The organism is Acinetobacter sp. GW821-FHT01E09 (assembly GCF_059422385.1).
In genome coordinates, this window is record NZ_JBWKWU010000001.1 from 801,098 (window position 1) to 824,926 (window position 23,829).

The window sequence follows — 23,829 nt, forward strand, 5'->3', positions numbered from 1 at the left end:
AAAAGGCAGATAAATCATTATGGAAACAATCCTGAGTCTATGTATTGGCATTGGTTTAAGTGCCGCCTGCGGTTTTCGTGTATTTGTACCGTTATTGGTGATGAGTGTTGCATCACTGATGGGCTGGTTTGAGCCAATGAAAGGTTTTGAGTGGTTAGCGATACCATCGGTATGTATTGGTTTAGCTGTCGCAACCATTTGTGAAATTGGCGCGTACTATATTCCTTGGGTCGACAATGCTTTAGATACTATTGCCACGCCAGCAGCGATGGTGGCTGGAACATTGACCACCATGGCGGTCAGTACAGGTGAAATGTCACAGTTTGCAAGCTGGGCGGCTGCGATTATCGTTGGTGGTGGTACAGCAACAGCTGTACAAATGGGAACGGTTGCGGTTCGTGGTGTATCTACTGCAACGACAGGCGGAATAGCCAATCCTTTGGTGTCTACAGGTGAGTGGATTGGGGCAATCGTGGTATCGGTATTATCGCTTATCGTTCCTGTATTGGTGGTGGTTGTTGGTATTATTTTGATGGTGCTAGCTGTTCGCTGGTTAAGAAAGAAAAAACAAGAAAGCATTGTTCATCCATTGTAGTTAGTGTGTTTTAGCATTTGTGAATCAACTGTTTATCAAGATTCAAAGAGGATGATGATTCAATTCAATTGAGTTGAGTCATTAAATTGGATTAAGTGTTTTCTGTTTTTTGACATAGAAAGTTGATTCACTCTAAATCGAATACAAAGACAAATTTCCCCCAACAATAAATCAATAAAAGAGAGATTGATTTTTGTATCATAAAGGCATACTTTTATTATGGGATTAATGAAAGCATCATCTTTATGGATTTAATCTCAAGGTCTTTTTAAGAGTATTGGGGGGAACTTTTATGATGGACAAATTTATTATCAATATAAATGCGCAAGCCAATGGTGTATATGAAGTACATAATGCAAGCAAAGCTTGTGAGCATTTACCTAAGGCGGAAAATCAAAATCTACTGGGCTTTTTTGCGACAAGTGAGTTGGCAATTAAACGAGCAAAGATGAATTGGCCTCGTGAAAAAATTAAGGGATGTGTTTGCTGTTGTTAAGAAGCTAACCATCACCAATTTTACCTGCTGTTCCATCTTTATGTGGTGGAACAGCATAATATTAAAAAGGCTAGAACGTATATCTATTCAATTGATGTCTATTTAGACATCAATTAATTTAAGTCATATTGAGGTCTTACGCTGACTTATCTTTTAAAATAATTTGGCAGTTATGCTGATACTTTTTACTGGTTGATATAAAAATAGAAAAATTAATAAAAACTTCATCAATAAATAATCTTATTTTTGTGATGCGTGTTTGATAAAAAGTAATAAATTTTAATGATTTAACATAAATAATTGTTTTAAAACAAAGATATAAGTGGTATTAATAGCTCATAATATAAACATCACATGGATAGGTGAGAACAATGAGAAAGTTCGAGGTTGAGATCAATTTGCCTGCACAAGATATCGTGTCATTTGAGGCGGAGGACATTGAGCAAATTCGTGCAAAATTTTATGCAATTAATTGGCGTCGTTTATTCCTGACACAGGGACAAGTTGAAAATTCTGATATCTCCTTTGCTGTACAAGACACTGAGACAGAACTTTATTTACATATCCAGTTAAATACACACTCGAGTAAAGCAGATCCTGTTTTTCAGATCGACAGCAATATCCAACTGGTTGTTGAAAGTAAAGAGTTTCTTGGGCTTTTAACACGTAAAAAGAAATATGATGTGGTGTATAAAAACTTAAACCAATCACAAGTTTCAGAACAGCTAAACTTATTTCTAAACGGTCAAATCGACGATATGACAGAACAATATCGACAATTGATGCATAAAAAAATGCTACAAGAGCATCGTTTGGCATAACGACTAGAGATTGACATCTTCTATATAAAATAAGGAAGCTTGAGCTTCCTTATTGATCTGTAAAAAAAGCAATAAGCGCGCTTGATTATTTGACCAATAGGTAAAATATACCTAGTGCATATAAAAGTTGAATATAGTGAGTGATTGTGCAATTTTTACTTTAAAATCAATAATTAATTTATAAATATTTAGTTTAAATCGCTATTAATTTTAAAGAGTATTGTTAAACTACAAATAGATTTTAAGGGTATGCGTTATAAAATAATGAACAAGTTTGAAATTCAAATTCAGTATCCTAATCACACCAATGAGCGTGAGATGGAGCACGAGAGCGATTTAGACATTGCTGAGATATTGGCTAAATTTGAAAGTATCAGTTGGCGCCGTCAACGTGTTTTACAATTACAACTGGATGGTCGAAACACTATTTTTACAGTGTTGAACCCAGCGTCAGAAGCATTTTTAAAAATTACATTAAATGCTTATGCGAAAAGTGAAGATTTTGAATTTAAGATCGAAAGCAATATCAAATTGATTTTCCCACAACGTGAATTATTTGGCTTGATGACGCGGAAAAATAAAGAAGTATTTGCAATCAAACACAGTACCCTTGAACAGGTAAAAGCAAGTTTAACCGCATTTTTAAATCAGGATAGCAAAGGCTTGGAAGATATTTTGCGTGATAGTAAAGCCACTTCATTAAAAGATGTATCTTAACTCAGCAGATTGAAGCGTGTGCCAATTGAAATAGAGTGACTAAAATGCAAATTTATAAATTAAATTTGCATTTTTTTTAGAATTTATGCAATAAAAAATCATTAAATATACTTTCTTGGAAAATTTTCTTTATTAAGTGACTTTCCAAGGAAAATTTTCCTAAAAAACAAAAAAATTAATCTATCTTAGGAAAATAATCCCGAGCTGATTTCGTTAATATTTATCTCAAGGATGTAAGGGATCGAAAAGAGTAGATTGCTACCAGTTACGTACAACGTGAGTGTAGTACTTACCCAAAAGGTCTCGATTCGGCTTAGGACGCTATAAATCACAAGTTTATAGGCAATAGGATTAAAACTTACAAAGTTTTAATAGTTGAAGTAAACCAGAGTTGTTTTCCCGCTCATCCTGAAAAATTCGATAAAAATTATACTGTACAATTCTTTTTATTTGATCTAATTAACTTAACTACAAAGCAATTAAGAAATTATCCATAAGAAGTTCAAAATCATCATACTCAAAACTTTACTTTATTGAATATTTTAACTATAAGTGACTGAATAAAGTCTGAATTCGATTATTAAAATTAATTAAAACATAGCTTTAGTTTGTTTTTGAAGTGTTACTGTTTTGGGTTTTTATATTCAAGCTGTTGTAAATGCTTACTGCTATTGGACTAGGGATGATGTCTAAATGATTAAACAATTGGAGACGTATCTGTTGATGAGTTCGATGGTTGTGCGTCGTATTAGTTTACTTTTAATTATCATTATTTTAGGTGTAATTGATCTGGCGACAGGCTATGAATACTCATTTGCTGTGTTTTATCTGATTCCTGTTTCTATTGCTGCATGGTACGACAATAAGCATATCGCGATGATTGCAGTTATTTTATCGGGGATTACTTGGTTATATGCTGACTATAGTGCAGGGCACCAGTATACAAACTCGATTATCCCATTCTGGAATGCTTGTGTAAGGCTAGGCTTCTTTAGTGTGGTGGCTTTTTTATTGCTGAGAATAAAAAATAATTTAAATGAAATGACCTTAATGGCAATGAAAGATTCTTTGACATCACTGAATAATACTCGCGCTTTTAACTTAGAGTATCAGGCATTAAAAAAGCGATATTGCAAAAAAGAACAAACTTTAGCCGTCGCTATTATAGATTTAGATGGCTTTAAAGCTGTAAATGATACCTATGGACATAGCAAAGGTGATGATGTTTTGGTTGAGTTCGCCCATGTACTGAAAGCTGCGACGCGCCATTCTGATGTCGTTGCTCGTATGGGCGGTGATGAATTTGTAGTGATCTTACAAGATACTGATTTAAAAGGAATTGAAGACTATGCAAATCGACTTAGAAATAGTTTCTTATTTAGTGGCTTAAAGCAAAAATTCGGTATCGATTTTAGTATGGGAATCCGTATTTACAATGAATTACCTGACAATGTCGATGATGCAACACATCAGGCAGATTTATTGATGTATCAGTCTAAAGCACAAGGTAAGTCACAAACAACAATTCATGCAATCTTATAAACAGTAACCTTACAAACAGTAATAAGGCTAAAGATTTTATTGGTTTATGCTATCAAGTGGATTCGGTTTTATTTCCCCGTTGCTTAAATAACGGCTTTAAATAGTGATTTTGAGTATCCGAATACGCTTCCAGTAAGCGGATACATATCAATAGTCTATAAATATTTTACTTCTAATGTGGTGATTAAGGTTTCTAAGAGCAATAACACATCGGCTTTCTTGCGTGCATCAATAAAAAACACAGGTAAATTTAAATTACGTTCCATCAACCATTGACGGTATTGGTGCGTTGGCTTATTCATATCATCATCGATATGGGTGACTCCAATCACAATGTTTTCACCATACTGTTTAAAAATATTGAGGTAATATTCAAGTTCATCTAAGGGTGTTGCTAAGCTATGATCAATCAACAAAATCGTACCAATCGCGCCTTTGCATATCACTCCCCACATAAAGTCAAAGCGACCTTGTCCTGGTGTGCCATACAGCCCAACTTTACTGCCATCATCAAGGGTTACTTCGCCATAATCGATTCCCACGGTTGTGTTTAGTTTTTTATGGCTACGATCATCGGTGTTAAATGCTTCAGTTGCTAATACAGGTACTTCTGATAATGATTTAATCGCTTCAGTTTTACCTGCCCCCATTGAACCTGCAAAAACAATTTTATACTTCTGAATAATCATCGTGTATTTATCCCTTAAAATTTAAATCGACTTTTTAATTTGTTAAAAAAGCTTTTTAAAATTCCTTTTTCTTCCGTTTGCTCAGTATCACTTGATGTTTTATCAAATAGGCTTTCTTTTGCTGAAATCAGTTCAGCGTTATGGATGGCTAAATTCGCAGCAACAAAGTGCTGCACGGTTGTGACTGGAATGTTGAGTTTGTCTGAGACGTGTTGAATCTCAGCCCCAGAAATAAAACATGCACTTAGTTGTAACAGTAATTTCTTATCCAGCTCATTGGGTTGAACCCAAAATTTGAGGCGATAATATTTATCAGCTGCAGGTACGGTAATTAAATTGGGATTTTTCCAAATCAGGTTAAATAACCAATTTTCTAAATTGAATTGTCGTTTACGAGAGACTTTTATAAAGTCCGCAGTGACTGCCGCGGTGTAGTGTATCGAGCGATCTGTTTGGTATTCTTCACGGGTGGCTTCTAGCCATGCCAGATGTGCATGATGGTCGATAATCGCTATTGTGCCGAGATGATCATTTAAAATGACTTTGCGACTGTCGTGATGGAAAAGCGCTGCAAAAAAATCAATTTCTTTGATTTCAAGTTGATCCTCAGCTTCATCATCTGGAACTTGGCTAAGTTCTAACTGTTCTGTTTCAGTCTGATGCAATAATTTGATATTGACCCAGTTTTTCAACGTGAATTCGTCATAAATCGGGATGCAGAGTAAATTATCTTCTGCACTTTCTTTATGCTCACTATGTTTTGAAATTTTTAAATAAGGAATATTTTTATTTTGGATAATATTCTGGATATTATTATTTTCAAAAAACTGCTCATTAATCAAAATACAATTTATATTTTGATCTGAAACACTTGTCCAATTTATACCAATATTGGTTGGTAAAATTTTTCTAAGTCTTATTTTAAGATCGTCAGAGGTGGTTAAACCTAAGCCTGAAATTGCGATATTGATACATTGATTGTTCATAATATCACTTATCTAATATTAAAAAATTAAAGTGTAAACTGCTTTTTAACGGTCGTAGTTAGTTTAAGTTAACGCTAGATTTGTTCTTTTTCCAGTAAAATAATTTTTTTAATGTTTAATTGATTGGCATTTAATCAGTATATTTCTTGCATTATTATCCTCCTGTGTAAACTGTTAATTTTTCTTAAAGTTTAGAGAGTTTCATTGCTTTAAATTAACATTAGTTATTATAAAAAATCTATCTCAAAGTTAAATAAATTGCTTAGTTATTTTTATCAATAAAAGCTTAACTTAATAGTGATTTGAATATTTATTATGATTGTGCATATTTTATCATTTATCATATTATTACTGTGATTTTAATCACGTGAAATGATTAAAATTACTTAAGTATTTTTTACATGAAAAAAAGCGATCATTTCGATCGCTTTTTATAATTTTTAATTATCAAACTAAATTAAGCAAAAAGCTTCGTCGCTGCTTCAAAAAGAATATACAAAACCACAAGTGCCACCACAGGTTCTGCAATTTTAGCCCAAGTTGGGTTTGCCGTTTCGGTTACTACGACGTCTTGATGATCTGTATGAAGATCTGCTTTTTGAACATTGACCATTTGATTAAACTCCTTCATCGTTTCATCTAATGATATCTCTTCTTCGGGTATAGGTTGAGAGCCAATCAGTTCGGTTAGTTCGTTTGTTGACCAAACCCAATCTTTCGCCTGACCTGATAGGTGCTCAATTTGCCCAATCACCAATTCTCGAAGACCTCGCTTACCTAAACTTCCCGCTGTTTCAAGTTGCTTTAATTCAGCAAGCTGTAGTTCAAGAATTTCCGTTGTTGCTGGTTCAAGTATAGATTTATCTAAACTGGATTTATTCTGAGTAGAGGTGGTGAGGTGTCGAGAAATTTCTTGGCTGTACAACTGATCTTGCGAAAGAATTTCTTGATACAACGCATCATCATCTTTACGCCATAGCGTAATGAGTTTACCCAAGGTTAAAGCATTGAGTTCTTCAATATGTGCTATACGTTGAGCAGGCTCTAATTGAGATAATAGCTGAGGCTTTTGAATCTTTATCTGCTCAGCAAAGTATTGTACGAGATCAAAAGCCATTCAGTTCTCCTTGTTCTATTCTAAAATTCTTAAACTTGGTTTTTTCTTTGGTGCCTCAGTTTTAGTTTCTACTTCTTCACTAGTATTTGATTCTAAAACATCTTCATCTATTTGCACATTGGCATATTCATCTGGATCAAAGAATAATCCTTGTCCATTTTCGCGCGCATACAAGCCTAATACCGCATTTATAGGCACATAGATATCTTTAGATGCACCACTAAAACGAGCAGAGAAGGTAATTGCATCATTGGTCATATTTAACATATGCACAGAATGTGGCGCGATGTTCAGCACAATTTGCCCGTCTTGTACAAATTGTTGTGGTACATCGGTATAGGGTTTGGTTGCGTCAACAAGTAAGTATGGCGTTAAATTGTTGTCGCAAATCCATTCATATATTGCGCGTGCAAGGTATGGTCGAGTTGGGGTTAAGTTCAATTCTTGTTCAGACATTAAAAAATACTCTATTGATTTGCGATCTAGAATTTTGCCAAAAATTCACTATATCTGTTTTTCTCTTTAAAAGTCATCGACTTTAAAAAAGCTGGGCGGCTAAAAATCCGTTGGCAATATAATAAAATTGGACGAGATTGCTGTTTCGGTAATTCAATTCCCATATGTTTTAACCGTATGAAAATTGGCGCTAACATGCAATCTAAAATTGTAAAGTTTTCAGACATAAAATAAGGATAATGTTGAAAAAGTGGGGTAAGGGATACCAAAGTATCTTTTAATTGTTTTTGTGCATTCTTTTTTGCCGCTTCATTGAGTGTATCTGGGTGGCGTAGCATAATATCTGCAAGTTTAAGCCAATCTTGTTCAAAGCGCCAAATATACTGTCTTTGCTCTGCGCGTGGTGCTGGAGCATCCGCATAGAGTTTATTTTGTCGATAACGGTCATCCAAGTATTCAGAAATAATACTGGTATTAAACAGCTTTAAATCATTTTCAATCAGCATAGGTAGTTGATTATATGGATTTAAACTGGCCAAATCTTCATCATCTTCTTCGACAATGATTAAGCTGTGTTTAATTTGTTTTTCTGCAAGAAGAAATCTAATCCAATGTGAACGAAAGTCATCCTCGTGGCTATACAACGTAATCCCTTGTTGAGGTGCATTTTCGACAGGCATATTCCAAAAACTAAGTGAAGTGAATAGAGTAGAATACTAAAAATAGACAATAAAATCATCTTAACTTTAATAAGCTTATGGTGGGTATTGCTATCAAGTAGATAGAAAACAAGGATAAACCTATGAATTTAATAAATAAGCACAGTAAATTAACGTTGGCATTGCTGTTGGTGATGGGTATTTCAAATACATATGCAAAGAAGCAATCTGTAGACGCTCAAGTGCAAGAGGCTGCTGCTGAAGCAGTCGAAGCTGCAGGAGCGGAAGTGGCTGGAGCTGAAGTGGCAGGAGCAGGGACCTTATGTAGTGCTGATGAGGCCTGTGATGTCGCATCTGCTGCTTCTGAAGATGAAATGTATGGTGGAATCAAACAAGAATATGTCGTAAAAGGCTGTAAGGTGACGATCTATAATGATGGACCTGTGAAAATGGTCAATGTAAAGACCGATAAGCCATGTAATGCACCGCTTCCGAAAGATCATAAGTTTTCTAAGGAAACTCGAACGTATCAGGAAAATGGCTGTACGATTACAGAATCAAAAGCTGCAGATGGGATTACTGACGCTGTCATGGACTGTTCTAAACGAGATAAAACAAAGTAACTTTGAATAGTTAACCCATAAAAAAACCTCGGCAAATGCCGAGGTTTTTTGTCCGATTCGGTAAACGAATTAACGTTTAGAGAATTGAGGACGTTTACGAGCTTTACGTAAACCAAGTTTCTTACGTTCAACTTCACGAGCATCACGAGTAACGAAACCAGCTTGACGAAGAGCAGGTTTTAAAGTCTCATCAGAAGCGATCAATGCACGAGTAATACCGTGACGGATAGCGCCTGCTTGACCACCGATACCACCACCAGCAACAGTGATGTAAAGGTCAAATTTTTCAGTAACTTCTAAAAGCTCAAGTGGTTGACGAACAACCATACGAGCAGTTTCACGACCGAAATACTGTTCAAGAGTGCGGTTGTTGATTACGAGTTTACCAGTACCAGCTGATAGGAAAACACGTGCAGTTGCGGTCTTACGGCGACCTGTACCATAGTTAGTAGCCATGTGCTGTATCCCTTAGATGTCCAAAACTTGTGGCTGTTGAGCAGTATGAGGATGCTCAGTACCAGCGTACACTTTCATTTTCTTGATCATCGCGTAACCAAGAGGACCTTTTGGCAACATGCCTTTTACAGCACGTTCGAAGATTTCTTCTGGTTTGTGAGCAACTAATTTTTCGAAATTAGTTTCACGAATACCACCAGGGAAACCAGTGTGGCGATAGTATTTCTTATCAAGTGATTTTTTACCAGTCACTTGTACTTGTTCAGCATTGATCACAACGATGTAGTCACCAGTGTCAACGTGAGGTGTATAAGAAGTTTTGTGTTTACCGCGTAAACGACGAGCGATTTCAGTCGCAAGGCGACCTAAAGTTTTGCCAGAAGCATCAACAACATACCAGTCGTGTTGAACTTCAGCTGGCTTAGCGCTGAGAGTTTTCATTAAACCACTACCTATTATAGTTGGTTTGGACTATGGAATCTGTCCAAACAAAAAGGAGTGCGAATTCTATCTGAAAAGAGTTAGAGTCGCAATTGAAATATTGAATTTCAAGCGCATCATTATATGGATAAACGTACCTAAAAGCAAAGCTTAGTTTGGATAAAATGTTGTAAGGTTTTCTGATTTATATTGGAATTGTGACGGAATTCATGAATAATTAAAAATGAGATAAAGAAAATAAGTCAGGCAAAAATGAAAACAATAAATTCAATAAAATTCGTTCTACTCCTAGTCGCGGTAGGCAACCTAAACCTCAGTTTTGCTCAAGTGGATTTGCTGGATAAGGCATCATCTTTACCGAAACTTCATCCACGTGCTGCTGTAGATTATCAAAATCAAGCTGATCTTGGAGATCGACTTATCTCAGTTCAATGGATGACGGAAGATTTTTCTACAGAATTAAAAGGCAATGTGGCTGTCACTTGCCAGCCTTTAGGTATTCAAGTGACAACAAAAGATATTGTTGCGGGCTCAACGATTCCACTTACGCTATATGATCCAGAAAATGACAATGGAGACGAATATAAGTTAAGAGGAACTGTTGGTGCAGATGGTATCGCAAGAGTGGTTTTTGATATGTGTGAGCCAGAAGCATTTCATGATTTTTCTACAACGCCAAATGAAAAGATACCGTCTAAAACTGTTGAAAGCAAACTTGTTCAAAAAAATCAAACTCAAAAGAATCAAATACAGATCCCCTTTTCTTTAAAGCCAAACAAGTTAAAACCAAGTCAATTAAAGAAAGCCCAGTTCAATCAAATGAATTCAGACAACATACGAGAAAATGAAAAAATACGGAAAAATAAACAAGTAAAGCAAACACAACAAACCAAGGAAAAAGCAGCAAGAAAACGACAGCGAGGAGAACTAGATACGATCTTGGATGCAAAATGGATGACTGTCGATTTTAGTGAAGAAATTCAATCTGCATATCCTTGTCAAGCGGTTGGATTGCTTATTCAAACGCAACATATCCCTATTGGCGAAGAAGTTGATGCGGTCGTGCAATGGGAGGATGATGATGATAAAAGTCGAAGTGGCGAATACACAGTCTATGGAAAAGTTGAACCAGACCAGCGGGTCAGAATAATCTTTGATCAACATATTGACCCTGCGCAGTGTGGAAAAGACGTTGAATCGATGTTTGATTTCTCTGAAATTGATCAACAGCAAGCTCAACCAGAAACTCGGCCAGCGTCTAAAAGTCAGCTCTAAGCCTTGTGTTTACGATGTGATATTCAATCCGTTAATTTTTATAGAATGAATTGTTAAAAGAATAGTCATCGAATGGCTAATTTTGACTTAGATTACAATGATGAATATATGTCGGATGCTATTGTCTTAGAAAGGGTAATTCTTTTAGACTTTAAGTTTGATTTGTAATCAACCCAATTTTGTTGCTGATTTACAGCATAAGTGGTGTATTTTTTTATATATTTTTCATTCTAAATTTCAAGCATCTGATACTGAAATGCGAAAATTGTTTGCAATTGAGTAGCATAGGTGGCTTGAGAAATTGTTTTCGGTTAATTTTTTACATGTTTTCGTTATATTCGATATAAAAATTAACTTGAATTGGAAATGATAATTTAGAACCGATGTATACTGTCCATGCAACGTCTGTTAAAAGAGTTCTAGATGCTTCCTTTATATATAACCAGTGGTGAGCCTGCTGGCATTGGTCCAGATATTTGTTTAGATTTGGCAGATCGTGTTGATGATCGTCCAGTTGTTGTATTGGCAGATATCAATATGTTGAGGGATCGTGCCAAAATTTTAAACAAAACTGTTCAACTGATTGAGTATCAAGGACAGACGGAGTGTTTGGCTCAAGGTCAGCTCTATGTAGAGCATGTTCCTTTAGCTGTAGATGCTGTTTTAGGGGAGTTAAACCCGCAAAACTCTGCATATGTGATCGAACAATTACGCCGAACTGCATACTATGCCATGCAAGGACTGAGTGTTGGGGTAGCGACAGGACCTGTCCAAAAGTCAATCATCAATGATGCAGGGATTTACTTTAGCGGTCATACAGAATACTACCAAGAGTTTGCAGGCGTGGAACGAGTGGTTATGATGCTTGCAACCAAAACGTTAAGAGTCGCTTTAGTGACCACGCATTTACCGTTGCGTGATGTTGCAGATGCCATTACCAAAGAGCGTCTACATCAGGTGATTGATATTCTTGTTCATGATTTAAAAACAAAATTTAAAATTAATCATCCACGTATTTTGGTGTGTGGCTTAAACCCGCATGCTGGAGAGGGTGGCTACTTAGGTCATGAAGAAATCGATACGATTAACCCAGTGCTTGAAAGCTATCGAGCGCAAGGCATAGACATGAGCTTAAGTATGCCTGCTGATACTCTATTTACTGTGGATAATTTAAAAGTTGCGGATGCAGTTTTAGCGATGTATCACGATCAGGGTTTGCCTGTGTTAAAATCGCAGGGATTTGGCGAAGCCATTAATATTACTTTAGGTTTACCTTTTATTCGGACCTCAGTTGATCACGGTACTGCGCTCTCCCTTGCAGGTACAGGCCTTGCAAAAAGTTCAAGTTTGCATGTTGCTGTCGATTTGGCGCTTGATCTCGCTCGTTCGAATTAATTTGTAAACAACCTTATTTATCACGTTGGATTTTTTTTATGTATCAAATTAATGCCTTAAACCCTAAAGATGAAGGGCATCATACGCGTAAGCGTTTTGGACAAAACTTCTTACATGACCAACGTGTGATTGCCAAAATTGTTCGTTCTGTTGCCCCACGATCAGGGGAAAATATTGTTGAAATCGGACCGGGTTTAGCTGCTTTAACTTCACCGCTAAATGGTGAATGTGATGCTTTGACAGTGCTAGAACTGGATCGTGACTTGGCAGCAGGCTTGCCGGGTCGAGTACCACATCCTGAACGTCTCACCATCATTGAAACTGATGCGTTAAAATATGATTTTACTGAATTATTTCAGGAAGGTCGTCCTTTACGTGTACTCGGGAACCTACCTTATAATATTTCAACGCCTTTGCTTTTTCATCTCTTGGAATTTGGTGATAAAGTCAAAGACATGCATTTTATGTTGCAAAAAGAAGTGGTTGATCGTATTACCGCATCGCCAAACACCAAAGAATATGGGCGTTTGTCGGTGATGATCCAATACTTCTGCAAACCTACTTTCTTGTTTGAAGTACCACCGGGATCATTCAATCCACCACCAAAAGTAACATCTGCGGTATTCCGTTTAGAGCCTTATGCGACTAAGCCGATTGTTGCTAAAAGTGAAAAAGCCTTAGCTCGTTTGGTGTCACATGTATTTACCCAACGCCGAAAAACATTACGCAATAGCTTAAAAGGCATGTTGGTTCAAGACGGTTTTGAAAATGCTGGTGTAGATCCGATGGCACGTCCAGAAACCTTAACATTGGCTCAGTTTGTTGCATTATCAGACCAGATGGTGGCTTAAATGGCGCTGGAAAAAGTCAGATATAATTATGTGATTGGTGATGTACAAGGGTGTTTTGAAGCACTGAAAGCACTACTCAAAGAAATCCAGTTTGATGCTGATCAAGATTTTATTTGGTTTGCGGGCGATTTAATCGCGCGTGGTGAAAATTCAGTGGGTGCATTACGCTTTATCAAAAAATTATGCGAACAAGGCAATGCTGCGACAGTCCTTGGCAATCATGATTTAAATCTGCTGGCGGTTGCACGTGGGATCAAAAAACTCAAAGAAAAAGACCATATTGATGATGTTATTCATGCTTTAGAAAGTGATGAGTTGATTGATTGGTTGCGTAAACAACCGTTGTGTTTATTTCCCAATGAAAAGACGATTTTGACCCATGCGGGTATTCCGAATATTTGGGATGCGGAAAAGACTGCCGCGTTGGCCAAAGAAGTAGAAGCCGTCTTAGCACATGAAGACTTTGCTGTGCTGGATTCATTTCTAAAAGAGATGTATGGCACTGAGCCAGATTTATGGGCAGATGATTTACAAGGTCATGCTCGCTTACGCTGTATTACCAATTATCTAACCCGTATGCGCCTGACTGATGCACAAGGTCGTTTAGAGTTTAGCTTTAAAGATGCTTTGGATGAGCCGATGCCAGCAGGTTTTCAGCCATGGTTTAAATTTGAATCGCAGACAGCACAAACACATCAGATCATTTTTGGACACTGGGCAGCGTTGCAAGGTGAGCGTATCAACGCGCAAATCCAAAATGTAGATGGTGGCTGTGTTTGGGGGCATCAACTGCTGGCTTATCGACTAGAAGATCAACAACTTTTTAGTGTCGATAATCCTGTTTTTTGATATGAATAAAGCCACAACATGTGGCTTTTATTTTGGGCAATATCACGAGATTCAAGCATAGTGTCAATGCGCCATTTTCAATGATTTTAATCTTTTAAATGGCGAATTTATCTATCAATTAAAAAGCAAATTATTCTTGTCGAATCCATGTCTGACTTCGACCAATCAGCGAAATACCAAGATAGCCACGTAAGGTCAGGCGGTTTCCACTTGCATTTAAGTGGGCTTTGCCATGATAAATTTTTCCTCCGCGAGGATCCAGAACTTCACCACCAATATAGCTGTTTGGGTTGTTTGGATCAGCTTTTAACTTTTGTAAAATAGTTAAGCCAATAATGGGTTTATTGGTAAAAGGTGCGGGGCAATTGCGACATTGTGTTAAAGCAGCTTCGCCTGGTGCAGGAAAATCTTTAATGATTTTCCCGACATAAGTATCATCTTTTAGTTTCTCGATTTGAATATGTGCACGAACATAACCTGTTTTATCATCAACAGTGCGCCATGTGCCAGTGATGTCAGCTGCATGTGTCCAGCTGATCATTCCCAGTAGCATACAACTGAAAATTCCTTTTTTCATAAGCATACCTATTTTCTTTTAAGTTTAAATGTTGTGATTCGTGAATAAGACCTTATTCACGAATCCAAGTTTGACTACGACCAAGTGCAGACACCCCCACATAACCTCTTAACATTAAGCGATTACCGTTTGAGTTGAGTTTGGCTTTCATGGAATAAATTTTACCTGTAAGTGGGTCAATAATTTTTCCACCAACATAATCTTCTTCACTGGTTTGTTTGAGATTTTTAAGAACATCCATACCTAAAATGGGTTTATTGGTATAAGGCGCTGGACAGTCTATACAGGTTTCTTTTGGAGTATAACCGGGACGTGGGGTAATTTTGATGATTTTACCGGTATATGTGCCATTGGCTTCTTTGCGTATTTCAAGCACAGCTTTAGATGAGCCAGTTTTATCATCGATATTTTTCCAAGTACCAGTGATATCTTTTGCCATACTGCTACAGCTTAAAACAGAAAATAATGTCCCTAAGATGAACTTATTAAACCTCATTTATTGATTCCTTATCAAAATGGGGGAAAGAATAGTTCATCTTAAGCTGAATAATTACTCTAGGCAATCATGTGAAAAGTAAACTAAATCACATTTATTTTATAAAAAGTATAAATGTTGGCAACCAGATAGCTGTGAACACCGCATTTACTGCCATTCCAAAGGCTGCATAACGACCTGCAACCGCACCACGTTGCCAAGCTTGAGCTGTTCCGATGGCATGTGCAGCCAGTCCTAAAGCCAAGCCAGACGCGCGTTCATCATTAATATTACGTAAAATAATCGATGAAAATGCGGCCCCAATCACGCCTGATAAAATGACGATCAAAATCACTAATGTGACTGGTGAGTGCAATAAAGTTGCAATATTGATTGCAATTGGCGTAGTCACAGCACGTGTGGCAAAGGCCATGATGGTCGGTTCTGACATATGCAGTAAATAAGCCAAACTCATGGGTAATGCAACAGCGCTGATACTGGCAAACACCAAGATCCCCACAACAGATTTCAGTGGTAAATCATCATAACGCATTGCGGCTAATGGAATAGCCAATGCCACAGTGACATAACCGAGTAGGTGGCTAAATAGACCATTCATATCGGTATTGTATTTTTCATAAGGAATTTTAAAGATCATTAAAATTCCAATCACAAAAAACATGCCAATGACCAGAAGCGGAATTTGAGGAAAGCGTTTATTAATTGGTTTCGCTGCCAAGTAGGCAATTAGCGTGATTAAAAACCCAGTGAGTACACTTAACATATCAGCCTCCTATAGCCACTTCTTCGCCATTTTTGCATAAATCCAGAGCGGAATCAGTGTGCTGACAAACATCACAACCAGAAATAAGGGGATCTCCTTTCCCATACTGACCAGCATGATTAATGAACCCGCACATATCGGTAGGAAGGCAAAGCCACTTTCTCTCATTAATTTATTATTGGTATCGACCAGACGGGCAGGGATTTTTTTGAATCTACGCCATAAAACCAACACAAACAGTAGGCTGAGTAGACCTGTTAAATTGCCCAATTCAGGATGATTAAATTGTGACATCACCAACACAGAAGCTTCACGAAAGAAGATGATAAGTCCTATTGTGAAGATCCATGCTTGCCAATCGATACCTTTTAACTGATCCATGTGTGTTTATTTATAAAAATTGATCTTTCACGTTTTAACCGATTTAGCGCTTTATTTCAAACTCTTCTAACGGCCTTTTAAATTGTTCTGCCTTATTGCCAAGGATTTCAACGAGCGGTAAATGTGCCTGATTGATGAGCTGTTCCAGTTTTTGTGGTGCCATGGCAACCACCAATTGTAAGTTGCCTTGATCATCATAATGCTCAGATTCGATGACGTTAAGATCGTAAAGTTGATTTTTTAACTTGCCATAAGCGGGTTTTAATTGCAGTTCAAAACGTTGAATTTGGCCCATCAAACATTCATGTACTGCTTTACGTAACAGGTCTAAACCTTGTTGTGTATGGGCTGAAACATAAACACGCTCAGGTTGATGCGGTTTGGCATAAACGATTTTGGCTTCTTCTCCGCTTTGATCGATCTTGTTATAGACTCTTAATATCGGAACATCTGTGCCAATTTCATTTAACACCGTTTCTACAGCATCAATCTGTTCCATAACATCTGGACTACTCGAATCGATGATATGTAACAGTAAAGTGGCTTCTAAAGTTTCTTCCAAAGTTGCCTTAAAGGATTCGACTAAAGAATGAGCGAGATTGCGCACAAAACCAACAGTGTCTGCAAGAACAAGCGTACCAATACCATCCCAATCTAAACGGCGTAAGGTTGGATCGAGTGTGGCAAATAATTGATCTGCTGCATAAACATCACTATTTGCCAAAATATTAAAAAGTGTTGATTTGCCTGCATTGGTATAACCGACCAAAGACACAGTTGGAATATTGGCTTTTTGGCGAGCAGCACGGCCTTGAATACGTGTTTTTCGGACTTTTTCCAGACGATCTTTGAGCTGTTCCATACGGATGCGTAATAGACGTCGATCTGTTTCAAGTAAGGTTTCACCAGGTCCACGTAGACCAATACCGCCTTTTTGACTGTCCAAATTGCTACGGCTGCGGACTAAACGTGAAGAAAGATGATCTAACTGAGCCAATTCAACTTGCAGCTTACCTTCATGGGTACGGGCACGCTGCGCAAAAATATCCAGAATCAAACCCGTACGGTCAATCACACGACATTTTAAAATACGTTCTAAATTACGTTCCTGAGCGGGTGACAGTGCTTGGTCGAAAATAACCAACTCCACTTCATCTGCCTCAACTTGTGCAGCAATTTCTTCTGCTTTACCTGAACCAATAAAGAATTTAGGATCGGGTTTAATCCGTTGTACGCTTAAATGCTCTAATATATCCGCGCCCGCAGATTTAGCCAGTAATCGAAATTCTTCTGCATCAAGATCTTCTAAGATTTGAACATTCACACTGACTAAAATGGTTTTTTCACCACCTTGATTTTGATCAAAGTATTCCACAGATTGTAAAACTCAGACATTAGATTAGAAAAATCATTCTAAAGGATATTCTGTGTTAAATCCTAAGCCGTATGCAAAGTATTGCAATAAAATTATAAATATATGAATTGATAGTGAAATCTTAATTTGGGTTTTCCTGTTGTTTTAACGGGGAGTTAAAATTTAGTAAAAATCCATAGCAGCTGGATGGCGCGTAATTTTTGCCACAATTTAGCGTTGAGCTGATTTGGCTATTCATTTCGCACAGTAAATCAATGTTGTTGTCTTTAATGATGAATGCAAGTTGATTTAGATATGTATACAATAGTGTCAGTTTAATATGACATACATTTTGTTTAGTGAATATCTATGACTCAACAACAAGCAATCAAAAAGTCAAAATCATCGAAATTAAGTGCTTTATCTAAAGTCTTTTTGTACAGTAAAAAACTGGTATCAGGAACATCTGCTGTTGCAGAAGGCTTTTATCTGGTTTACCGCCATCAACTCTATAAAGATCCGAATAATCCTAAAAATACCCGTTATGTGCAGTATTTTTGTCGCCGTTTAAGTGAAGTATTTAATGTCGACGTGCGTGTACATGGCGATATTCCGCGTGAACCAGCATTGTGGGTGAGTAATCATATTTCATGGTTGGATATTGCTGTTTTAGGTTCAGGGGCACGGGTATTCTTTTTAGCGAAAGCTGAAATTGAAAAATGGCCAGTTTTTGGCAATTTGGCTAAAGGTGGTGGAACCTTATTTATTAAACGTGGTTCAGGGGATTCGGTGCGTATTCGAGAGCAAATCGCTGAGTTCTTAAGTAAAGATATTCCAGTGTTGTTTTTCCCTGAAGCAACCACCACTGATGGTTCAAAAGTCAAAAAAGTACATGGTCGGATCTTAGGTGCAGCAATCGAAGCCAAGAAACCCGTACAAGTATGTGTGATTTGCTATGTAAATCAACACGGGAAATTAGATACCGTGGTACCTTTTATTGGCGAAACCACATTTGTCGAACATGTCCAAGCTGTGCTGGAAATGCCAAAGGTTGTGGCGCACCTTAAAACCTTTCCTGCGATTGCAACAGAAGGGCATACGGTTGAAAGCCTGACGCAACAAGTGCAAGTGATGATGCAAAAAGGTTTGGAAGATCTACAGAAAGAAGTCTTGCAGGGCTAAGCTTTGCTAAGGATCAAAAGCTTTTAGATTGGTTTAAGTAGAAGCGAAACTAGCTATGTCTCTGTGGTAAATGAGTATGATCTTTTAAGCGTGCATCATTTACCACATGAGATGATGATCATTTAAGGCAAAATGATCAGCTTACATAAAGCCCTCAATCGGTAACCAAGAAATCACCTTAATTCCTGCTTTTTGCCACCACTTCATTTTTGGCTCTTTTCTTAAAGTGACAATGCCTTGAGGTGTTTCTTTGAGCCAGTTGATTTTATTCTGTGAATCTAAAACCAACTTATAAGCATATTTTTTTAAATTATCGTCCATGGTTTTATGTACAGCAATCGCCAACGGTGGACTATTGATAATGACCCCAATCTCAGTATTTAAGTTGGCTGAACGTGGGTCGAAATTAAATGAGCCAATAAACACTTGTTTATTATCTACAGCCATCAGTTTGGCATGCAAACTAGAACGGCTTAAGCCTTTTAAGCTAACTTTGGCTTTCTTTGAGATTTCTTCTGAATTGGCATAGAGATTCTCTTCAGAAACGGCAGGCAGAAACTCATAAAGCTCGACCCCATTTTTTAATAAATTATCTCGATATTTTGCATAAAATGCATGCACCAATGCGACATCATTGGCTTTAAATGAGTTGGTCAGGACACGTACTTTAACGCCCTCATCTGCCAACTCAACCAGTTTCTTTGCGCCTTTTTTTTGCGGAACAAAATAAGCAGAAATCAGGTCGACATTTTGAGTCGGGATATCTAAGCGTTTCACCATTTGAAAGTTAAGATGTTGTTCTTTTTTGGCCTTGGCCTGAATTTTATCTGGGGCATCTTTGACCACTTCTGCTTTGACCCAATCCAGTTGAATATTATGATTGAGCCATTGATCAAAAGCATGGGTGCGATTACTTAAATTCAAATAATTTTGAACGGTAATTTCTTGGTAATGGTGGGTCAATTGTTCTTTTAGACTGTCATAACGTAAGGTGTAGGTACTGTGATTGACAATATTTCTCACCGGATAAGCGTAGCTATGATTCCAGTATTCATCAAAGGAGTGGGTAATATCATCTACCGCTTGCCCCACCAACATCACATCAACATCTGAAAATTGGTAATTGTCACTGACGTTATAATATTGATTACTCATATTACGTCCGCCAATTAATGAAATTTGATTGTCAGCAGTAAAGGTTTTGTTATGCATGCGACGATTGATACGTTTTAAATCCAGCACCATGTCGATGGGGCGAATACTTCTAAAACGGTAAGGGTTAAATAGTTTTACTTCAATGTTTGGGTGTTGATCTAAGGCGAGATAAACCCCTTCCATTTGTTTGGCATTATTGTCATCAATCAGTAAACGAACTTTAACACCGCGATCTGCGGCTTCAATAATTTTGTATAAAGCCAATGAGCCAATTTTGTCATTGTCCCAAATGTAATATTGCAAATCTAACGTTTTTTGTGCTTTTTCAATCAAGTTGATGCGTGCTGCGATTGCTTCCAGCGGATCATACAGCACGTGATAACCGGTTAACTCTGGGTTTTGCGCTTTTAATGGAGAAATAATTTGCGCCAAAGGGGTGTCTTTGGTTTCTATATCGTAGGCATATTCGGGTTTAATATTTTCTTGTCGAGGCAGAGTTGAACAGGCAGAAAGGCTGAGTAATAGGCAAGAACCAATCATCACCCAAAATTTTGACACATGGTGATTGTGAGCTTTTTGCTGTAATTGGGTATTACGATTGATCGTTCTTTGCATAATATTTTCTAAGATTTCTCAGAGCTAGAGTATAATTGCCTGAGGATATATTGACAATTCGTCGATGTTTGCCGAAATGCAATCCATTTATGAAATGCCAATGTAGCCTTTTCAAAAGATAAATAAAGAGATGACAAGTACACGCGACTTGCGAGATTGAATATGTTTCCAACCCTAACTGTTACATCAATTTTTTATCTCTGCTTCATTGTGCTTGCGATATGGGGAATAAGCCAAGCATGGTTAAGTCAATCTAGAACTGAAACGATCCATCCTTTTAAGTCTTTCGTCCATTTACTGGCATTCTACCTGTCTTATTTATTAATTCCGTTGTTATTTTTTAGCATTTATGCAGGATATATCGGAAAATTCTCATTACATGAAAGTATTTTTATTTTCTTACTCAGTGCGTTGTTGATTTATGCACGCTTTATTGAACCACATCGGGTTCATGTTCAGCATATACAATATTCGTTGGGGCAGGAGAAAACCTTTACTCAACCGATTAAAGTTGCGTTGCTTGCAGATTTACACATTGGTCTGTTTTCTGGACATGAGCGTCAGCTTAAAACAATTGTCAAAAAAATTAATTTGGCTCAACCCGATTTTGTCGTGGTTGCAGGGGATTGGACCTATGAACCTGAAAATAAATTGGTTGAAGAACTGGCGATTTTAAAACAGATCGAAGCTCCGGTTTATTCAGTAAATGGTAATCATGATGAGCAATATCCAGGACCACCGATTCAAGCCTTATTGGCCAGTGCCTTAGAGGCCAATAACGTGATGGATATTGAAGGTAAAATTGTTGAATTTGATGATTTTCGCTTAATCGGTGTCGGGGACTTATGGGCAGGCAAGGCGGATATGCGTTATATGCCCGATTTACCTCAAGACAAACCGTGGTTAATTTTGTCACATAACCCCGATACGGTAGATATGGTGCCACAGTTGCCTACACGTCCGTTGATGCTGTCTGGACATACTCATGGTGGGCAAGTTGAATTGCCGTGGTTGACCAGTTATGTAATGAAAAAAGTTTCTATTCTCGGTCATAAACGAGGCTTGTATCAGCATGAAAATGCCGATGTATTTGTCAGTGTCGGTACCGGTATGGTGGGTGTGCCTTTTCGGTTCAGAGTACCACCAACCATTGATATTATTGAGCTGAGTTAATTTTCTTACTGATCAATCATGTTTTAAAATAGTAGAAGGCTGCAATCCCAATCAAAACAAGAAATCCAATCAATAGCAGCATGCTGCTGGATTTATTCTGATGACTCAAGTCTTCTACCCCTGAGGTTTGAACCAAAGCGTGAGTAGGGCTTGTTGAATCATAAGATGAAGACTTTGCTTGTGATGAGGTATTTTGCGTCTGTCCTTGCATAAAATTTTCGGCAAATTTGGATAAAGCATCTGGTTGAGTCAAATCGATTTGGAATTGTTTTTTGAGCTCTTGCCAATCGGGATGTTGATCATTGATTTCAATGGTCTTACCATCCTGATTGGTCATTTTCACCGTACTGGAAGAAAAGTTGAATTCAAAAGCGTTGCTTTCATTTTTTATATTCGGCATTTCGCCTGATAAAATTTGAGGGTTTGCTTTAAAAGCCTGAAGCGCATCTGATGATTCGTATAGGATGCGGACTAAATTTTTTGCTGCGGTAGGATCTAGTTGAAGGTGTGCAATAAGGAATTGTTCTGCTTGTTCTGTTTGACGGTGTTCAAGCAGATCCAGCAATGCTTGTAATTGTGTTTGATTCAATTGGTACATACGCACCTCGAATAATTTAAATGATGAGAACAATAGCTTTTAGTCGAATGGCTTTCTTTTGACTGTTCTAAACGTTATTTGTCATCCTGCCTGCATTGCATATTCAATCTTATTGCCGTGTTGCATCTTATTGCTTGATAAAAAATTGATAGGCAATCACAGCAACAATCGCAATCACAACAAGCATAACAATAGGTAAGCCTTTTTTCTTGGTTTGATCTTCAATACCGACAGGTTGTGTTGTCATGCTGGATGGGCGGGGAATTGACTGAACATTATGTGTCGAATTGACAGCGCTATCACGTGCTTTGGCTTTCATTGCGGCAATGTAGGCAGCAGCCGAATCATATGTTTCACCTTGCGAAAAATGACGCATAATTTCATCCCAGTCAGGATGATGCTCATCAATCAACACTTTTTGATGATCTTGATATAACACATAGATTTCACCAGTTTCAAAATTTGACTGAATTGCTTTATAGCGAGGATGCTGACTGTCATAAAAATCATCATCGAACTGAAACTGATTGATGGCTAAATTGGGGTTTTCAGTGAGCTGTTCTACAAAGTCTTTGGCATCTTTTAGCCCAAGGTTTGAATTTTCCATGACCAGTTTAATCGCTTCAATTTTACGATTTTGTTGGATCAGGGCAAGAATGTCTTGTTGAGGAATTTGCAAGTGTATATCACGGGAACTATCACTTTGAGCTGTATCTGCAAATGCGAAGTTGTATGCGTTTTCTGTCAGATTTTCTACATAATCCTTGGCTTCTTTCAAGCCTAAATCTGAATGGTCTTTGACCCATTTAACTGCTTCAACTTTACGACCTTGTTGAATCAGTAACAGAATTTCTTGTCGTTGTTGTGGGTTAAAGTTTGGCATCATGCACCTTTCATTATTGGTTTAATCATCAATGAATATAGATCAACAATAGATATGAGTTTTTATTAATCATAGAATTAATTCAATTTTTATTACAAATTGATGCCAAATAAAAGTAGTAATTTGTGTGCGAATAGGCAATATTTTAAAACTGTCATAAAACTTTGCTATTGTAAAAGTCATAATATTTATAACCTTAAAAGAGGGCTTGGCCATGACTCGTGATTTTGAAAAATTCCCAGAAGATGATAACGGTAATCTACTTTGGCAAATGCACGAAGATGGTGATGATTTAGAAGAGGTACATGAAATCGAGTTTTCTGTGTATTTTAAAACACAAGAACTCGCTGAAAAATGTGCAATCTATCTTTTACACGAAGAGCAAAAAATTTCACTGTATTTGGATGAAGAAGTGCAACCCAATGAATGGGTGATTACAGTTTATGTTCATCTGATTCCAGACTACGAAGATGTTGTTGATTTAGAGCAATGGTTTAGTAAAATTGCTGAGCAGTTTGAAGGTGAATATGATGGTTGGGGATGTACAACCTATATATTTGATGATGAAGACGATGAAGAATAACGGTCTTTAGATGACGCATATTGTTTTAAAAGCATATCCTTGTTGATATGCTTTTTTTTAAGTTTCAGACTACTCAAACCATACAAATGAAAGCTTTGTAC

At 37.3% G+C, this 23,829-nt stretch carries 27 protein-coding genes and 1 pseudogene; 13 read left to right on the top strand and 15 right to left on the bottom strand.

Annotated features, from left to right (window positions below):
• The first annotated feature begins 19 nt into the window (after positions 1-19).
• The 5 genes from AC07U8_RS03760 to AC07U8_RS03780 all read left to right on the top strand — a co-directional run bounded on the left by AC07U8_RS03760 (position 20) and on the right by AC07U8_RS03780 (position 4,171).
• Entirely contained in the window at positions 20-595 is a 576-nt protein-coding gene (locus AC07U8_RS03760) for a DUF4126 domain-containing protein (RefSeq protein WP_494737360.1), read from the top strand.
• A 292-nt stretch (positions 596-887) separates the two neighbouring features.
• Positions 888-1,091, top strand: coding sequence for a hypothetical protein (locus AC07U8_RS03765; protein ID WP_004722965.1), 204 nt, complete (start codon positions 888-890; stop codon positions 1,089-1,091).
• A 371-nt stretch (positions 1,092-1,462) separates the two neighbouring features.
• Positions 1,463-1,912 carry a hypothetical protein gene (locus AC07U8_RS03770; protein ID WP_494737361.1) on the top strand — a complete coding sequence of 150 codons (450 nt, stop codon included), beginning with the start codon at positions 1,463-1,465 and terminating at the stop codon, positions 1,910-1,912.
• 249 nt (positions 1,913-2,161) lie between these two features.
• A complete protein-coding gene (locus tag AC07U8_RS03775; protein ID WP_096733248.1) occupies positions 2,162-2,629 on the top strand; it encodes a hypothetical protein in 468 nt (155 codons plus the stop codon).
• Positions 2,630-3,322: 693 nt separating this feature from the next.
• Positions 3,323-4,171: a GGDEF domain-containing protein gene (locus tag AC07U8_RS03780; RefSeq protein ID WP_096733250.1), complete on the top strand. Its 849-nt coding sequence runs from the start codon at positions 3,323-3,325 to the stop codon at positions 4,169-4,171.
• Between the two features lie 155 nt (positions 4,172-4,326).
• Here AC07U8_RS03780 and AC07U8_RS03785 read toward each other — a convergent pair whose 3' ends face one another.
• From AC07U8_RS03785 to AC07U8_RS03805, 5 genes are all read right to left on the bottom strand, one after another.
• The gene (locus AC07U8_RS03785; RefSeq protein ID WP_004722957.1) at positions 4,327-4,860 is read right to left on the bottom strand and encodes a GTP-binding protein; all 534 of its coding nucleotides are present in this window, start codon (positions 4,858-4,860) and stop codon (positions 4,327-4,329) included.
• Between the two features lie 14 nt (positions 4,861-4,874).
• On the bottom strand, positions 4,875-5,846 hold the full coding sequence (locus tag AC07U8_RS03790) for a hypothetical protein (protein WP_494737362.1): 972 nt from the start codon (positions 5,844-5,846) through the stop codon (positions 4,875-4,877).
• A 457-nt stretch (positions 5,847-6,303) separates the two neighbouring features.
• Entirely contained in the window at positions 6,304-6,963 is a 660-nt protein-coding gene (locus AC07U8_RS03795) for a hypothetical protein (protein WP_034610038.1), read from the bottom strand.
• A 15-nt stretch (positions 6,964-6,978) separates the two neighbouring features.
• Positions 6,979-7,419, bottom strand: a complete 441-nt coding sequence (locus tag AC07U8_RS03800) for a ClpXP protease specificity-enhancing factor (RefSeq protein WP_096733254.1) — start codon at positions 7,417-7,419, stop codon at positions 6,979-6,981.
• Between the two features lie 26 nt (positions 7,420-7,445).
• A complete protein-coding gene (locus tag AC07U8_RS03805) occupies positions 7,446-8,099 on the bottom strand; it encodes a glutathione S-transferase N-terminal domain-containing protein (protein WP_096733256.1) in 654 nt (217 codons plus the stop codon).
• Positions 8,100-8,269: 170 nt separating this feature from the next.
• Here AC07U8_RS03805 and AC07U8_RS03810 point away from each other — a divergent pair.
• Positions 8,270-8,593, top strand: a pseudogene (locus AC07U8_RS03810) (hypothetical protein); the annotation flags it as partial.
• A 177-nt stretch (positions 8,594-8,770) separates the two neighbouring features.
• Here the strand turns inward: AC07U8_RS03810 and rpsI are convergent.
• Positions 8,771-9,157, bottom strand: a complete 387-nt coding sequence (rpsI, locus tag AC07U8_RS03815; protein ID WP_004647927.1) for a 30S ribosomal protein S9 — start codon at positions 9,155-9,157, stop codon at positions 8,771-8,773.
• A gap of 12 nt (positions 9,158-9,169) precedes the next feature.
• The gene (rplM, locus tag AC07U8_RS03820) at positions 9,170-9,598 is read right to left on the bottom strand and encodes a 50S ribosomal protein L13 (RefSeq protein WP_004722943.1); all 429 of its coding nucleotides are present in this window, start codon (positions 9,596-9,598) and stop codon (positions 9,170-9,172) included.
• A gap of 252 nt (positions 9,599-9,850) precedes the next feature.
• Here rplM and AC07U8_RS03825 point away from each other — a divergent pair, with 252 nt between their 5' ends.
• From AC07U8_RS03825 to AC07U8_RS03840, 4 genes are all read left to right on the top strand, one after another.
• Positions 9,851-10,873: a hypothetical protein gene (locus AC07U8_RS03825; protein WP_494737363.1), complete on the top strand. Its 1,023-nt coding sequence runs from the start codon at positions 9,851-9,853 to the stop codon at positions 10,871-10,873.
• Between the two features lie 423 nt (positions 10,874-11,296).
• Positions 11,297-12,268, top strand: coding sequence for a 4-hydroxythreonine-4-phosphate dehydrogenase PdxA (pdxA, locus tag AC07U8_RS03830; RefSeq protein WP_096733258.1), 972 nt, complete (start codon positions 11,297-11,299; stop codon positions 12,266-12,268).
• Between the two features lie 38 nt (positions 12,269-12,306).
• Entirely contained in the window at positions 12,307-13,119 is an 813-nt protein-coding gene (gene rsmA / locus AC07U8_RS03835; protein ID WP_494737364.1) for a 16S rRNA (adenine(1518)-N(6)/adenine(1519)-N(6))-dimethyltransferase RsmA, read from the top strand.
• A complete protein-coding gene (locus tag AC07U8_RS03840) occupies positions 13,120-13,968 on the top strand; it encodes a symmetrical bis(5'-nucleosyl)-tetraphosphatase (protein ID WP_096733260.1) in 849 nt (282 codons plus the stop codon).
• A 130-nt stretch (positions 13,969-14,098) separates the two neighbouring features.
• On the opposite strand, the gene AC07U8_RS03845 is transcribed toward AC07U8_RS03840, so the two are convergent.
• The 5 genes from AC07U8_RS03845 to hflX all read right to left on the bottom strand — a co-directional run bounded on the left by AC07U8_RS03845 (position 14,099) and on the right by hflX (position 17,560).
• Positions 14,099-14,545 (bottom strand): DUF2147 domain-containing protein, encoded by a 447-nt coding sequence (locus AC07U8_RS03845; RefSeq protein WP_494737365.1) that lies wholly within the window; start codon positions 14,543-14,545, stop codon positions 14,099-14,101.
• Between the two features lie 52 nt (positions 14,546-14,597).
• Entirely contained in the window at positions 14,598-15,041 is a 444-nt protein-coding gene (locus AC07U8_RS03850; protein ID WP_004819221.1) for a DUF2147 domain-containing protein, read from the bottom strand.
• Positions 15,042-15,135: 94 nt separating this feature from the next.
• Positions 15,136-15,804, bottom strand: coding sequence for an LrgB family protein (locus AC07U8_RS03855; RefSeq protein WP_004722933.1), 669 nt, complete (start codon positions 15,802-15,804; stop codon positions 15,136-15,138).
• 9 nt (positions 15,805-15,813) lie between these two features.
• Positions 15,814-16,185: a hypothetical protein gene (locus tag AC07U8_RS03860; protein WP_034610058.1), complete on the bottom strand. Its 372-nt coding sequence runs from the start codon at positions 16,183-16,185 to the stop codon at positions 15,814-15,816.
• A 43-nt stretch (positions 16,186-16,228) separates the two neighbouring features.
• Positions 16,229-17,560 (bottom strand): ribosome rescue GTPase HflX, encoded by a 1,332-nt coding sequence (hflX, locus tag AC07U8_RS03865; protein ID WP_494737366.1) that lies wholly within the window; start codon positions 17,558-17,560, stop codon positions 16,229-16,231.
• A gap of 348 nt (positions 17,561-17,908) precedes the next feature.
• Here hflX and AC07U8_RS03870 point away from each other — a divergent pair, with 348 nt between their 5' ends.
• Positions 17,909-18,721, top strand: coding sequence for a lysophospholipid acyltransferase family protein (locus tag AC07U8_RS03870; RefSeq protein WP_494737367.1), 813 nt, complete (start codon positions 17,909-17,911; stop codon positions 18,719-18,721).
• Positions 18,722-18,862: 141 nt separating this feature from the next.
• Here the strand turns inward: AC07U8_RS03870 and AC07U8_RS03875 are convergent, their stop codons facing one another.
• Complete coding sequence (locus AC07U8_RS03875) at positions 18,863-20,491, bottom strand: phospholipase D family protein (protein ID WP_209826772.1); 1,629 nt, start codon at positions 20,489-20,491, stop codon at positions 18,863-18,865.
• Between the two features lie 162 nt (positions 20,492-20,653).
• Between AC07U8_RS03875 and AC07U8_RS03880 the strand changes: the two genes are divergently transcribed.
• Positions 20,654-21,664: a metallophosphoesterase gene (locus AC07U8_RS03880; protein ID WP_151956816.1), complete on the top strand. Its 1,011-nt coding sequence runs from the start codon at positions 20,654-20,656 to the stop codon at positions 21,662-21,664.
• Positions 21,665-21,680: 16 nt separating this feature from the next.
• On the opposite strand, the gene AC07U8_RS03885 is transcribed toward AC07U8_RS03880, so the two are convergent.
• Entirely contained in the window at positions 21,681-22,262 is a 582-nt protein-coding gene (locus AC07U8_RS03885; RefSeq protein WP_315075243.1) for a hypothetical protein, read from the bottom strand.
• A gap of 127 nt (positions 22,263-22,389) precedes the next feature.
• The gene (locus AC07U8_RS03890; protein ID WP_315075245.1) at positions 22,390-23,148 is read right to left on the bottom strand and encodes a ribosomal protein L7/L12; all 759 of its coding nucleotides are present in this window, start codon (positions 23,146-23,148) and stop codon (positions 22,390-22,392) included.
• Between the two features lie 211 nt (positions 23,149-23,359).
• Between AC07U8_RS03890 and AC07U8_RS03895 the strand changes: the two genes are divergently transcribed.
• On the top strand, positions 23,360-23,728 hold the full coding sequence (locus tag AC07U8_RS03895; protein ID WP_004722917.1) for a ribonuclease E inhibitor RraB: 369 nt from the start codon (positions 23,360-23,362) through the stop codon (positions 23,726-23,728).
• Positions 23,729-23,829: the final 101 nt, after the last annotated feature.